11 protein-coding genes are annotated in these 13492 nt (G+C 56.5%); 4 read left to right on the top strand and 7 right to left on the bottom strand.

The features are described 5' to 3' along the window. Positions 1 to 135: 135 nt before the first annotated feature. From pqiC to rlmKL, 5 genes are read right to left on the bottom strand one after another with little or no spacing between them, the layout of a single operon-like run. Positions 136 to 702: a membrane integrity-associated transporter subunit PqiC gene (pqiC, locus tag OKF39_RS08900; RefSeq protein ID WP_069732532.1), complete on the bottom strand. Its 567-nt coding sequence runs from the start codon at positions 700 to 702 to the stop codon at positions 136 to 138. Next, positions 699 to 2339, bottom strand: coding sequence for an intermembrane transport protein PqiB (gene pqiB, locus OKF39_RS08895; RefSeq protein WP_028012598.1), 1641 nt, complete (start codon positions 2337 to 2339; stop codon positions 699 to 701). Before pqiB ends, pqiC begins: the two co-directional genes overlap by 4 nt. 4 nt (positions 2340 to 2343) lie before the next feature. Then, positions 2344 to 3597 carry a membrane integrity-associated transporter subunit PqiA gene (gene pqiA / locus OKF39_RS08890; RefSeq protein WP_045261707.1) on the bottom strand — a complete coding sequence of 418 codons (1254 nt, stop codon included), beginning with the start codon at positions 3595 to 3597 and terminating at the stop codon, positions 2344 to 2346. 12 nt (positions 3598 to 3609) lie between these two features. Then, positions 3610 to 5517 carry an ABC transporter ATP-binding protein gene (locus tag OKF39_RS08885; RefSeq protein ID WP_479983690.1) on the bottom strand — a complete coding sequence of 636 codons (1908 nt, stop codon included), beginning with the start codon at positions 5515 to 5517 and terminating at the stop codon, positions 3610 to 3612. A 12-nt stretch (positions 5518 to 5529) separates the two neighbouring features. After that, complete coding sequence (rlmKL, locus tag OKF39_RS08880) at positions 5530 to 7638, bottom strand: bifunctional 23S rRNA (guanine(2069)-N(7))-methyltransferase RlmK/23S rRNA (guanine(2445)-N(2))-methyltransferase RlmL (RefSeq protein ID WP_028012595.1); 2109 nt, start codon at positions 7636 to 7638, stop codon at positions 5530 to 5532. 98 nt (positions 7639 to 7736) lie between these two features. Here rlmKL and OKF39_RS08875 point away from each other — a divergent pair, with 98 nt between their 5' ends. Next, on the top strand, positions 7737 to 8846 hold the full coding sequence (locus OKF39_RS08875; RefSeq protein ID WP_063154545.1) for a YcbX family protein: 1110 nt from the start codon (positions 7737 to 7739) through the stop codon (positions 8844 to 8846). Here the strand turns inward: OKF39_RS08875 and zapC are convergent. Next, positions 8843 to 9385, bottom strand: a complete 543-nt coding sequence (zapC, locus tag OKF39_RS08870) for a cell division protein ZapC (protein WP_479983689.1) — start codon at positions 9383 to 9385, stop codon at positions 8843 to 8845. The genes OKF39_RS08875 and zapC overlap by 4 nt on opposite strands. A 165-nt stretch (positions 9386 to 9550) precedes the next feature. Beyond that, on the bottom strand, positions 9551 to 10561 hold the full coding sequence (pyrD, locus tag OKF39_RS08865; RefSeq protein ID WP_045261711.1) for a quinone-dependent dihydroorotate dehydrogenase: 1011 nt from the start codon (positions 10559 to 10561) through the stop codon (positions 9551 to 9553). A gap of 249 nt (positions 10562 to 10810) precedes the next feature. Between pyrD and ssuE the strand changes: the two genes are divergently transcribed. The 3 genes from ssuE to ssuD are packed head-to-tail and all read left to right on the top strand — an operon-like array spanning position 10811 to position 13483. Further along, entirely contained in the window at positions 10811 to 11386 is a 576-nt protein-coding gene (ssuE, locus tag OKF39_RS08860; protein ID WP_479983688.1) for an NADPH-dependent FMN reductase, read from the top strand. Continuing rightward, positions 11379 to 12341, top strand: coding sequence for a sulfonate ABC transporter substrate-binding protein (locus OKF39_RS08855; protein WP_328729844.1), 963 nt, complete (start codon positions 11379 to 11381; stop codon positions 12339 to 12341). The genes ssuE and OKF39_RS08855 overlap by 8 nt, the downstream gene beginning before the upstream one ends. Further along, the gene (gene ssuD, locus OKF39_RS08850; protein WP_028012589.1) at positions 12338 to 13483 is read left to right on the top strand and encodes an FMNH2-dependent alkanesulfonate monooxygenase; all 1146 of its coding nucleotides are present in this window, start codon (positions 12338 to 12340) and stop codon (positions 13481 to 13483) included. Before OKF39_RS08855 ends, ssuD begins: the two co-directional genes overlap by 4 nt. Positions 13484 to 13492 lie beyond the last annotated feature (9 nt).

Below are 13492 nucleotides of genomic sequence, written 5' to 3'. Positions count from 1 at the left end.
GTCATATTTGTGAGCTAGCCAGAAGATCATTTGTACAAAAAATGTGACCCGGCACAAGTAACAACCTGACGCAAAAACGAAAAAAAAACCGCAATCGGCCTGGTGCTGATTGCGGTTTTTGACGATGAATTTTACTTATGGCAGTCGGGAAATTTCCCTGGCGATACTGGCTGACTCCTGCGCCCAACCCTGAGCCAGCACTTTCACCATTTCATCATAGCCATCCTTCTGCTGCTTCAGCTCCAGATGGAAAGGACGCTTAATCAGCTGTCCCTGATGATTCAACAGCCACTCGCCGCTGATGACAACGGCACCGTCATAACGGCCGTGGAAGCCCGTTACCGTGACGTTCAGCGTGTCCTGATCGCTTCCCAAAGGCTGGGAGGCAACAACCCAGCCCGGAAGCTGGCTGCCCAGATTCGCCACCAACGTATTGCGTAACTGCTGGTCCAGCGGGCTGGCCCACAGGTTGTTGTTGGCGATAACGTACTGTACATCGCTGGTCTGATAGACCACCCCGTTGCCGGCCAGGTAATCCGGAACGGCGACCTGCTCAACCCACAGCAGACGGTTACCCTGCGAGGCGGAACTTTGCGTAACCGCCTGCGTCACCAGAGGCAGCTGGTAGTAGCTTTTCGTTTCGCTCCCGGAGCTACAGGCCGTGAGTGCCATCGCTCCTGCAATCGCTAGCCATTTTTTCATTGTTTCGCCCTCTTAGGCTCAGGATCCTTTTTATCTTTCGCTTCGAACACCAGCGCGTTGCTCTTCTCGTTGAGCGTTTTCAGAACCGGCTGCAGTTCACGCAAGACCTGATCGAGACGCTGCATATCTGCCACCATCTTGTTGTACGCCGCCGAGCCAGGCTGGAAGCCCTGCATACTGCGGTTCAGCTCGCGCAGCGTTTTCTGCATATCCTGCGGCAGCTGCTGCATACTCTGGTTTGCAGTGATCTTGTTGATGTTATCCAGCGTGGTCTGCAGGCGCTGCATTGTCGCCTGGCTTTGATGTAACGAACCTGTCGCCGCCTCAATCATTGGGTTCAGAGGCAGATTGTTAATTTTATCCAGCGTTTCCATGAGACGCTGCTGGATCTGGGCCAGACCGCTGCTTACCGTTGGGATGATCTTGTAACCACCAAATTCACGCATACCGGTAATCGGCGGCGCTTTTGGATAGAAGTCCATATCGACATACAGTGCGCCGGTCACCAGGTTCCCGGTTTTCAACGAGCCGCGCAGACCGCGATTCATCAGGTCGGTGATGTGCTCGCCGATATCCTGATTCTCACCAATCTGGTTGATCAGGCGCTCAGGCTCAATGCGGATCAGCACCGGAATACGGTAATCATCATCAAGCATCTGCTTAAGGCCTGGAACAAAGTAAGGCACTTGTCCTACCGTCCCCAGACGAATACCGCGGAACTCAACGGGCGCCCCAGGCTGCAGGCCGCGAACAGAATCCTTAAAGAACATCAGGTAGTCGATGTGATCGGTATAGAGTGCATCCTGAATGCTTTTTTGATCGTCGAACAGGCGGAAAGCGGTGTTCTCCGCAACCGGCTGCCCCAGGTCCAGACCTTCGGGTACGTCAAAACTTACGCCGCCGCCAAACAGTGTTGTCAGCGAGCCCATTTCTACACGCATGCCCGCCGAGGTCAGATCCACCGCGATGCCGCTGTCTTTCCAGAAACGGACGTTGCTGGTAACCAGACGATCGTTAGGCGCATTGATGAACAGCTGATAGCTGATGGATCTTTTCTGAGGATCGAAGGTGCTCTTCTCCACCGAACCCACGCGATAGCCGCGGAAAAGTACCGGGTCGCCCGCCGTGAGCTGGCCCGCTTTTTTACTGTCGAGGATCACGCGGATACCTTTTGCATCAGGCGGTGCTAGCGGCGGTGAATCCAGAAGCTGGTACTGCGCCGGCTGGCTGCCTTTTGCACCCGGCTGCAGTTCGATGTAGGCACCTGAGAGCAGCGTTCCTAAGCCGCTGATCCCTTCACGTCCCACCTGCGGTTTAACCACCCAGAAAACAGAATCGCCGTGCAGGAGTTTTTCCATGCCGGCATTAAGACGCGCCTTAATCTCCACATGGGTTAAATCGTCGGTCAGGGTTGCGCTTTCCACCACGCCCACATCCACGCTGCGGCTTTTGATGGTCGTTTTACCGCCCTCAATTCCTTCGGCATTGGTGGTAATCAGCGTCACTTCCGGTCCCTGATGGCTGTAGTGATAAAACAGGATCCATGCACCGATCAGCGCGGTCACGATGGGGAAAATCCACACCGGCGACCAGTTTTTGACCTTCTGCACTTTCGCCTCTCCACTCTTATTTTCCATGCTCTTACTCTTCCTCATGGCTTGATTCAGGCTCACGATCCCACGATAAACGAGGGTCGAAGGTCATGGCCGCAAACATGGTCATAATCACCACCAGTGCAAACATTAAAGCCCCCATCGCGGGATAAATACTCATCAAACCGCCCATCCGCACCAGCGCAGAGAGAACGGCAATCACAAACACGTCGATCATTGACCAACGACCGACAAATTCGACCACTTCGTAAATCAGATGCATGCGTTCGCTGTCGCGTTTTCCGTGGCCTTTTGCATCCCAACAGAGCCAGGCAATCGCGATCATTTTTAAAGTGGGCACCATGATACTGGCGATGAAAATCACGCCGGCGACAGGATAGGATCCTTCGCTCCACAGCAGTATGACCCCGGCGAGGATCGTCGAGGGCATTTTATCGCCGAGCAAATCGGTGATCATAATCGGCAGAATATTAGCGGGCAGATACAGCATGACGGACGTGACCAGCAGTGCCATCGTCCACTGCAGGCTATTTTTACGGCGAACATGGCCCTTCGTTTCGCAGCGCGGACAAACCTCAAGATCGGCGGGCAGCACGGCGGTACAGCACGGACAAGAACGGAGCCCCTGGCGGATACCCGGCACGCCGACCTTCACCGTCTGCGCGAGCGTCGGTGCCGGGGCGATATCGTCCCAGGCCCAGCGCCTGTCCACGCACTGGAAAGCACGCAGCTGCAGGACACAGTACAGACACCAGGGAATAAAGCTGCTGCCTATCCCCACGTCGCCGTACGCCATCAGCTTCACGAAACTGACCAGTATCCCTGCGAGAAAGATCTCGGCCATCCCCCAGCTTTTGAGCTGAAAAAGGATGCGCGCGAGCCGGATTTTCAGCGGTGACGGCATCCTGACGCGGTTAACCAGCAGCAGGATGATGACCAGGCAAAACGCCGGGACTATCTGGACGAATAGCAGAAAAAAGGTGCCGAGGCTGGCGTAATCTTCCGAGAACATCACGCCCGGGATTTCAAGCAGATCCACCTGGCTTGTCATCCCGCCCACCTTCATATAGACGAAGGGGAAGAGATTGGAGAGCAGCAGCATGAACAGTGCTGCCAGCGCGTAAGCGGTGGGACGCTGCCGCGGCGCGTCCCACTCGGTTGTCAACGTCGCGCCACAGCGTGGACACTGGGCTTTATGTCCGTGACCAAGCTCTGGCAACGCCACGAGCATATCGCATTGCGAGCATAATATATGCCTGTCGGCATGGTGCTGGTCACACATATTTAATCCCTGTTATGCGCCGTTTTTCAGAGACTCAAGGTACTCCCAGCGCTCAAATGCTTCTTCCAGGGCTTTTTCAGCCGCGGACATTTCAGCCAGTACTTTCTGAGTATAGTCATGCGATTGGGTAAAGAATGAGGCATCAGCAACCTGCGCTTGCAGCTCCTCAAGCGCGGCCTCCAGCTCTTCAAGACGCTGAGGTAGCCCCTCCAGTTCGCGCTGCAGGTTATAGCTTAGTTTAGCCGAGGTTTTCTTGACAGTTTCTGCTTTTGTTACAGCAGGTTCAGTACCTGTTCTGGACTTCGACTGTTTCTGCGCCAGAGACTGCGACTGCTGCCCTTTTGCGTCGTGATAACCGCCCACGTACTGGCCAATTCGCCCTTCACCTTCGAAGATCCAGCACTCGGTCACGGTGTTATCCACGAACTGACGATCGTGGCTAACCAGCATCACGGTTCCCTGATACCCATCGATCAGCTCTTCGAGTAATTCCAGCGTTTCGACATCCAAATCGTTCGTCGGTTCATCGAGGATCAACAGATTACTTGGCTTCAGGAACAGACGGGCCAGCAGAAGACGGTTACGCTCCCCACCGGACAGCGCGCGCACCGGTGTCATGGCGCGTTTCGGGTGGAACAGGAAGTCCTGCAGGTAGCCCAGCACGTGACGCGGCTTGCCGTTTACCATCACTTCCTGTTTACCTTCGGCGAGGTTGTCCATCACCGTGCGGTCCGGATCCAGTTCCGCGCGGTGCTGATCGAAGTAGGCCACTTCCAGCTTGGTGCCACAGTGAATGCGACCGCTGTCGGCCTGCAGCTGGCCCAGCATCAGCTTCAGCAGCGTGGTTTTGCCGCAGCCGTTCGGGCCGATGAGCGCAATTTTGTCCCCGCGCTGAACCTGCGCAGAGAAATCTTTCACCAGCACCTTGCCGTCAACCTGGTAATTAACGTTTTCCATTTCGAAGACAATCTTGCCGGAGCGGGACGCCTCTTCCACCTGCATTTTGGCGCTGCCCATGACTTCGCGGCGCTCGCTGCGCTCGCGACGCATCGCCTTCAGGGCACGCACGCGGCCTTCGTTACGGGTACGGCGGGCTTTGATGCCCTGGCGGATCCAGACCTCCTCCTGCGCCAGCTTGCGGTCGAACTCGGCGTTCTGCAGCTCTTCCACGCGCAGATTTTCTTCTTTCTCCAGCAGATAGGTGTCGTAATCTCCGGGATAGGTGACCAGCTTGCCGCGGTCGAGATCGACAATGCGCGTCGCCATATTGCGAATAAACGAACGGTCGTGCGAGATGAAGATGATGGTGCCGCTGAAGGTTTTCAGGAACCCTTCCAGCCAGTCAATCGCTTCGATGTCCAGGTGGTTGGTTGGTTCGTCCAGCAACAGTACCTTAGGGCCGCTGACCAGCGCGCGCCCCAGCGCCGCTTTACGCAGCCAGCCGCCGGAGAGCGCCGACAGCTCCATGTCGGGTTCCAGCCCGAGCTGCGCCAGCACCTCGTTAATGCGGTTTTCCAGCTGCCACAAACCGTGGTGATCGAGCATCTCCTGCACTTTCGCCAGTTCGTTGAGATTCTTGTCGCTCGGGTCGGTCATCACCAGATGCGAAATCTCGTGATAGCGCTTCAGGTACTCCGCCTGCTCGGAGATGCCTTCCGCTACGAAATCGTACACGCTGCCGGTCACATGACGCGGCGGATCCTGCTGGAGGCGGGAGACGATCAGATCCTGCTCGTATACGATGCGGCCGTCATCCAGCCCCTGCTCGCGGTTGAGGATTTTCATCAGCGTGGATTTACCCGCGCCGTTACGGCCCACCAGACAGACGCGCTCGTTATCTTCGATATGCAGCTCTGCATTATCGAGAAGCGGTGAGTCGCTGAAAGAGAGCCACGCGCCGTGCATACTAATTAATGACATTTATTTTTCCTTTCAGACCGCGGTAATCAACCAGCAGTTATGAATTTGACGGTTACGGGCGAAGTCCTGAGACAGCGTTTTTTGACTGATTTCTTGTGCTTTCAGTCCCAGGGCTGCCAGGCCGTCATGATCCATACGGAAGCCGCGTTTGTTGTTCGAGAACATAATGGTGCCGCCTTTGCGCAGCAGGCGCTTCAGGTCGGTCATCAGGCGCAGGTGATCGCGTTGAACGTCAAAGCTATCCTCCATGCGCTTGGAGTTAGAGAAGGTCGGCGGATCGATAAAGATCAGGTCGAACTGCTCGTCGGTATCGCGCAGCCAGCCCAGCACGTCGGCCTGCATCAGGCGATGCTGACGTCCGGTTAAGCCGTTCAGACGCAGGTTACGCTCGGCCCACTCCAGATAGGTGCGGGACATATCCACCGTGGTAGTGCTGCGCGCACCGCCGAGACCGGCATGCACGCTGGCGCTCCCGGTGTAGGAGAACAGGTTGAGGAAATCTTTGCCCTTGCTCATCTGGCCGAGCATGCGGCGGGCGATGCGGTGGTCGAGGAACAGGCCGGTATCAAGATAGTCGGTCAGGTTCACCCACAGGCGAGCGTTGTATTCGCCCACTTCGATAAAGTCGCCCTTTTCGCCCATCTTCTGGTACTGGTTTTTACCTTTCTGACGCTCGCGGGTTTTCAGCACCAGCTTGTTCGGTGCAATCCCCAGCACGGCAATGGTGGCCGCAATGACGTCCAGCATGCGCTGGCGCGCTTTTTGCGCATCGATGGTTTTCGGCGGAGCATATTCCTGAATCACCACCCAGTCCGCATAGCGGTCAACTGCCACGTTGTACTCCGGCAGGTCGGCATCGTACAGGCGATAGCACTCGATCCCTTCCTGCTTCGCCCATTTTTCAAATTTCTTCAGGTTTTTGCGCAGGCGGTTGGCGTAATCCTCTGCCACGCCGGTTGGCTTGCTGTCCGCCGCTTTCTCTGCCAGATGGTAGTTTTTCTGCACGCAGTCCAGCGGGCCGTTTTTCGCCTTAAACTGGCGGTCGGCACGCAGCTGCAGGCAGCTCAGCAGCTCCGGCGAGGCGCTGAACAGAGACAGATTCCAGCCGCCGAAGTAGTCCTTCATATTGCGGCCCAGCAGGCTGTGCAGGGCAATCAGCGCCGGTTCGCTGTCGAGACGCTCGCCGTATGGCGGGTTGCTGATTACGGTCCCGTACGGGCCTTTCGGCAGCGGGTTGGTCAGGTTCGCCACGTCTTTCACCTCGAAGGTGACCAGCTCGCCGATACCGGCGCGACGGGCGTTGCTGCGCGCGCGTTCTATTACGCGCGGGTCGCTATCCGAACCGTAGAAGTGAGAGGTATACTCCGCCAGCCCCTTACGGGCGCGGGTCTGCGCGTCGTCTTTAACCTCTTTCCAGAGCGCTTCGTCGTGCTGCGCCCAGCCTTTGAAGCCCCAGTGGCCGCGGTGCAGCCCTGGCGCACGGTCGGTTGCCAGCATTGCGGCCTCAATCAGCAGCGTACCGGAGCCACACATTGGGTCAAGCAGCGGCGTGCCCGGCTGCCAGCCGGAGCGCATCACGATGGCGGCGGCCAGGGTTTCTTTGATTGGTGCCATACCGGTGCGATCGCGGTAGCCGCGCAGGTGCAGACCCGCGCCGCTCAGATCGAGGGAGATGCTCGCCGTGTCGCCGTTCAGCCAGACGTTGATACGCAGGTCCGGGTTTTCGCGATCGACGTTCGGACGTTCCTTATTTTTACGCGTGAAGCAGTCCACAATGGCGTCTTTTACGCGCAGGGCGCCGTACTGGCTGTTGCGGATCTCGTCGTTCACGCCGTTGAAATGCACCGCGAAGGTGGCGTTAGGCGTGAAGATCTCTGTCCAGTCGATCATCTGTACGCCGGTGTAGAGATCCAGGTCGCTATAGACCTTGCATTCCTTCATCGGCAGCATGATGCGCGACGCCAGACGGCTCCACATCAGGCTCTGGTAAATAAGCCGCGTGTCGCCCTCAAAATGGACACCACCCTGAACCACCTGGCACTCTTGCGCGCCCAGGGCTTCCAGTTCAGTTTTTAACAGCTCTTCCAGCCCACGGGCCGTACTGGCAAACAGAGAATTCATATCGTCACTTTTACTCTTAGAAAATTGTCGCGCATTATAGCTAATATGGCGTGTATGTCATAAAGTTGAAGGCTTATTTTCATTCGAGGGAGTGTGCAGTGGCGACGTTATCCAGGCTTTTTATTCATCCGGTGAAATCCATGCGCGGCATCGGTGTCACTCACGCGCTGGCAGACATGAGCGGGTTCGCCTTCGATCGTATTTTTATGGTCACCGAGCCTGACGGTACGTTTATCACCGCACGCCAGTTCCCTCAGATGGTTCGTTTTACCCCTTCCCCGCTTCATGACGGTTTGCATCTGACCGCGCCGGACGGTTCCAGCGCGGTGATTCGCTTTGCGGATTTTGCGGCTGTCGACGCGCCAACGGAAGTATGGGGCAACCATTTCACCGCGCGCATCGCCCCGGATGAAATTAACCGCTGGCTGAGCGGCTTCTTCTCCCGCGACGTGCAGCTGCGGTGGGTTGGGCCGGAACTGACGCGTCGCGTAAAGCGCCACGATGCCGTTCCCCTCTCCTTCGCGGATGGCTTCCCGTTCCTGCTCACCAACGAAGCGTCTCTGCGTGATTTACAGAATCGCTGTAAAGCCAGCGTACAGATGGAACAGTTCCGCCCAAATCTGGTCGTGACCGGAGCGGACGCCTGGGATGAAGATACCTGGAAAGTCATCCGCATCGGCAGCGTCATCTTTGATGTCGTCAAACCCTGCAGCCGCTGCATTTTCACCACGGTAAGCCCTGAGAAAGGCCAGAAGCATCCTTCCGGCGAGCCGCTGAAAACGCTGCAATCGTTCCGTACCGCGAAGGACATCGGCGATGTCGATTTCGGCCAGAACCTGATCCCGCGATCCAGCGGCGCAATCCGCGTAGGCGATGAGGTTGAAATTCTCGCCCGCGGGCCGGCGCGAGTGTACGGCTCAGGCCAGGAAGAAGAAATGGTCGAGGTTGAGACGAATGTCGCCACTGCGGTGGATATTCACTGGCAGGGCAAGGTTATTCGTGGCAACAATCAGCAGGTTTTACTGGAGCAACTGGAGCAAGCCGGTATTCGCGTACCGTATTCCTGCCGCGCGGGAATTTGCGGATGCTGCCGCATCAAGCTGCTGGAGGGAGAAGTGAGTGCGCTGAAAAAATCTGCAATTGGAAATGACGGCACAATCCTGTGCTGTAGCTGCGTACCGAAAACGTCGGTACAACTGGAAGCTTAAACCGCTTGTTCGAGGCTGAAGGCATCGACGCGCAGCTGTGGCTTCAGCCTGTCATTCATGACTTTGATCGCATCACCTAACTGCATTACGCGCCCGGCAATCGTCACGCCGGGCTGCGCCAGCAGACAGAGTGCGGCATTTTCGCCCGGCTCAACCACTAACAGGCTCACCTCTTCGGCGGTATCGCTCAGGTTAACGCTGGCCGCATCGCCCGTTGCTGGCGTCCATTCCATGCCGTGAGGCAGGAAATGCCAGCTTTTCGGCATTTGCGGTTTCAGGAAACGGATAGCCACCAGCGCATTTAATACCAGTTCGGCACGCTGCTCTTTAGAGAGCATCAGGTCGCGGCATTTTTCTTCAAAGGAGAAATAAAGCGCCGCATCGTCAACGCAAAAGCCCGATGGAGAAAACGCGTCCGGGGTTAACATTCGGCGGGCAAAACGAGAACGAAACAACATGCCATTGGCTAAATCGAGCATCATACGGTCATGCTCGTCGCAAAAATACCAGCGCCAGTTATCGTCAGGTTTAATTCGCATGTGTCTCTCCCGTCCCCAAACGTCCTGTACTAAAAATGTCCTGTTCGCCGCTTCGTTTATAACACTAGTAATAAAAGACGATAATGTCTAAATAAGCAACAGTGACGGAATATAAAACAACCAGGGCTGGAAATAAAGCCCTGGTTGTCTGATTAAGAAAAAAGATTAGATATGCGTAACGATTTCTTTAATCAAAGGCGGGCCTTTAAAAATAAAGCCGGAATAGATTTGCACCAGTGACGCACCGGCCGCCATCTTCTCGCGCGCAGCAATCACCGAGTCGATACCGCCGACGCCAATAATCGGTAAACGGCCTTTTAATTCCGCAGACAGCGCGCGAATAATTTCGGTGCTTTTTAATTGTACCGGACGGCCACTTAACCCACCCGCTTCGTCACAGTTTTTCATTCCCTGAACGAGCGAACGATCGAGCGTGGTATTCGTTGCAATCACCCCGTCAATATTATGGCGAACCAAACTGTCGGCAACCTGGATCAATTCTTCGACAGAAAGATCCGGCGCGATCTTCACCGCGACCGGAACATATTTATGGTGGATCGCCTGGAGTTCATTTTGTTTATTTTTAATGGCACTCAGAAGATCGTCCAGCGCTTCGCCATATTGTAAGGAGCGCAGCCCCGGGGTATTGGGCGAGGAAATATTCACCGCGATATACCCGGCATAGGCGTAGACTTTTTCCATACAAATCAGGTAGTCATCTTTACCCTGCTCAACCGGCGTATCTTTATTTTTGCCAATATTGATGCCTAACACCCCATCAAAATGGGCTTTCTTCACGTTCTCTACCAGATGATCAACGCCGAGGTTATTAAAGCCCATGCGGTTGATCAACCCTTCGGCTTCGACCAGGCGGAACAGGCGCGGCTTGTCATTTCCCGGCTGCGGGCGCGGCGTGACGGTACCAATTTCGATGGAGCCAAAGCCCATCGCGCCCAGGGCATCAATGCACTCGCCATTTTTGTCCAGACCGGCCGCCAGACCCAGCGGATTTTTAAAGGTCAGCCCCATGCACTGCACAGGCTTTTCCGGCACGTTTTGACGCACCAGTGCCGCCAGAGGCGTTCCTGTAATACGACGTAATTGCTGGAATGTAAATTCATGAGCGCGCTCGGGGTCGAGCTGGAAAAGGGCTTTACGAACGAAGGGGTAGTACATGAACTCTCCTGGATTCCCGGTGTGCAAACCGGGAGGGGATTATGGGCGATCCCGTCACGAAAGGGAATTGACCTGTGGCAAAAAAATCGGCGTAAAACGCAATCGTTTACCTCCCACTCTCTTTCTTATGCAGTTTTTCGCAGTTTAATTGCGGATAAATCATTTAGTGGAATAACCGCGCGGTGTCACACTCCTGAAAATTGTTATGAATGTTAGACAAAAGCAAACAATTAGTTATAAGGAGGAAGTATGCGCGTTATTACCCTGGCCGGAAGTCCACGATTCCCTTCGCGTTCCAGCGCCCTGCTGGAATATGCCCGCGACAAGCTCAATGCCCTGGACGTGGAAGTGTGCCACTGGAATCTGCATAACTTCGAACCTGAAGATTTGCTGTATGCCCGCTTCGACAGCCCCGCGCTGAAAACCCTCACTGAGCAGCTCAAGGAAGCGGACGGCCTCATCGTTGCGACCCCGATTTATAAAGCCTCTTTTTCGGGCGCGCTGAAAACGCTGCTCGATCTTCTCCCCGAGCGCGCACTGGACGGCAAAGTAGTTCTGCCGCTGGCAACGGGCGGCACGGTGGCCCATTTACTGGCGGTAGATTACGCCCTGAAGCCGGTGCTGTACGCCCTGAAGGCGCAGGAGATCCTTCACGGCGTTTTCGCGGATGATTCGCAGGTCATTGACTACCAGCATAAGCCGCACTTCACGCCGAATCTGCAAACGCGCCTTGATGCCTCGCTGGAAACTTTCTGGCACGCGCTGCATCGCCGGGATATCCAGGTTCCTTCTTTTAATCCGCCGCAGGGAGTCGCACATGTTTAAAACCTTAACCCGCCTCGGACTGGCTGGCCTGATGGCGTTTACCGCGCTGGCACATGCCGCAGAAACCGCACCGGACAGTTTACGGATTGGCTACCAAAAAGGCAGCGTCAGTATGGTGCTGGCAAAAAGCCACCAGCTGCTGGAAAAACGCTTCCCGGACACCAAATTCTCATGGGTGGAGTTCCCGGCAGGGCCGCAGATGCTTGAAGCCCTGAACGTCGGCAGTATCGATCTGGGCAGTACGGGCGACATCCCGCCTATTTTCGCTCAGGCTGCCGGGGCAGACCTGGTATACGTCGGTGTAGAACCCGCTAAGCCGAAAGCCGAAGTCATCCTAGTACCTGAAAACAGTGACATTAAAAGCGTCTCCGACCTTAAAGGGCGTAAGGTCGCTTTCCAGAAAGGTTCCAGCTCGCACAACCTGTTGCTGCGCGCCTTACAGGAAGCCGGGCTCAAGTTCACCGACATTCAGCCCGTTTACCTGACGCCCGCCGACGCGCGCGCCGCGTTCCAGCAGAAGAACGTTGATGCCTGGGCTATCTGGGATCCTTACTACTCCGCGGCATTACTGCAGGGTGGCGTACGGGTGCTGAAAGACGGTACCACGCTGAAGCAAACCGGTTCGTTCTACCTCGCCTCACGCCCTTACGCCGAAAAAAACGGCGCGTTTATTCAGGGCGTACTGGATACCTTTACGCAGGCAGATGCCCTGACCCAGAGCCAGCGTCAGGCGAGCATCACCCTGCTGGCAAAAACCATGGGCTTACCTGAGCCGGTGATCGCGAGCTACCTCAGTCACCGTCCGCCCACCACCATTACGCCTGTCGACGCACACGTCGCCGCGCTTCAGCAACAGACTGCTGACCTCTTCTATCAAAACCGCCTGGTACCAAAACAGGTCGATATTCGCGAACGCATCTGGCAGCCCGCTGGCAAAGAAGGAGCTAAATCATGAGTCTGAATCTTTTCTGGTTTTTACCCACCCACGGTGATGGACACTATCTTGGTACAGAAGAGGGCTCGCGCCCGGTTGACCATGGCTATCTTCAGCAGATTGCCCAGGCAGCGGACCGAATCGGTTTTACCGGCGTGCTGATCCCGACCGGACGCTCGTGCGAGGATGCCTGGCTGGTGGCCGCGTCGATGATCCCGGTCACCCAGCGCCTTAAATTCCTGGTTGCATTGCGCCCGAGCGTCGTTTCACCCACCGTGGCGGCGCGTCAGGCAGCAACGCTGGACAGGCTCTCCAACGGCCGCGCTCTGTTTAACCTGGTGACGGGCAGCGATCCGCAGGAGCTGGCGGGTGACGGCGTGTTCCTCGACCATACCGAGCGCTATGAAGCCTCCGCCGAATTTACCCGCGTCTGGCGACGCCTGCTGGAAGGCGAAACCGTCACCTTTGAAGGTAAGCATATTCACGTTCGCGACGCAAAGCTCTACTTCCCGCCGGTGCAGCAGCCGCGCCCTCCGCTCTATTTTGGCGGATCGTCGGATGTGGCCCAGGATCTGGCCGCCGAGCAGGTCGATCTCTATCTGACCTGGGGCGAGCCGCCCGAGCTGGTGAAAGAGAAAATTGCCCAGGTCCGCGCCAAAGCCGCCGCCCATGGCCGCAAAGTGCGCTTCGGGATTCGCCTGCACGTGATTGTGCGCGAAACCAATGAAGAAGCCTGGCAGGCGGCAGACCGTCTGATCTCCCATCTGGACGATGAGACCATTGCGAAGGCGCAGGCTGCGTTTGCCAAAACCGACTCCGTCGGGCAGCACCGCATGGCCTCTCTGCACAACGGCAAGCGCGAGAATCTGGAAATCAGCCCGAACCTGTGGGCGGGCGTGGGTCTGGTACGCGGCGGCGCGGGCACGGCGCTGGTCGGCGACGGGCCAACCGTGGCTGCACGTATTAATGAATACGCTGACCTGGGCATCGACAGCTTTATTCTCTCCGGCTATCCGCACCTGGAAGAGGCCTACAGGGTGGGCGAGCTGTTATTCCCGCATCTGGATGTCGCCGTTCCGGAAATTCCGCAGCCGCAGCGGCTCCAGCTGCAGGGCGAAGCCGTGGCAAACGAGTTTATTCCGCGCAAAGCCGCACAGAGCTAAGGAGTGACC

Source organism: Enterobacter cloacae complex sp. HYC042_NIDB (assembly GCF_056673315.1).
The sequence above is the reverse complement of the archived record's forward strand: the minus strand, read 5'-3'. Positions and strand labels throughout refer to the sequence as shown.

Coding starts and splice junctions, on each gene's coding strand:
- pqiC (WP_069732532.1), bottom strand. CDS start 702: ATGAAAAAATGGCTAGCGATTGCAGGAGCGATGGCACTCACGGCCTGT.
- pqiB (WP_028012598.1), bottom strand. CDS start 2,339: ATGGAAAATAAGAGTGGAGAGGCGAAAGTGCAGAAGGTCAAAAACTGG.
- pqiA (WP_045261707.1), bottom strand. CDS start 3,597: ATGTGTGACCAGCACCATGCCGACAGGCATATATTATGCTCGCAATGC.
- OKF39_RS08885 (WP_479983690.1), bottom strand. CDS start 5,517: ATGTCATTAATTAGTATGCACGGCGCGTGGCTCTCTTTCAGCGACTCA.
- rlmKL (WP_028012595.1), bottom strand. CDS start 7,638: ATGAATTCTCTGTTTGCCAGTACGGCCCGTGGGCTGGAAGAGCTGTTA.
- zapC (WP_479983689.1), bottom strand. CDS start 9,385: ATGCGAATTAAACCTGACGATAACTGGCGCTGGTATTTTTGCGACGAG.
- pyrD (WP_045261711.1), bottom strand. CDS start 10,561: ATGTACTACCCCTTCGTTCGTAAAGCCCTTTTCCAGCTCGACCCCGAG.
- ssuE (WP_479983688.1), top strand. CDS start 10,811: ATGCGCGTTATTACCCTGGCCGGAAGTCCACGATTCCCTTCGCGTTCC.
- OKF39_RS08855 (WP_328729844.1), top strand. CDS start 11,379: ATGTTTAAAACCTTAACCCGCCTCGGACTGGCTGGCCTGATGGCGTTT.
- ssuD (WP_028012589.1), top strand. CDS start 12,338: ATGAGTCTGAATCTTTTCTGGTTTTTACCCACCCACGGTGATGGACAC.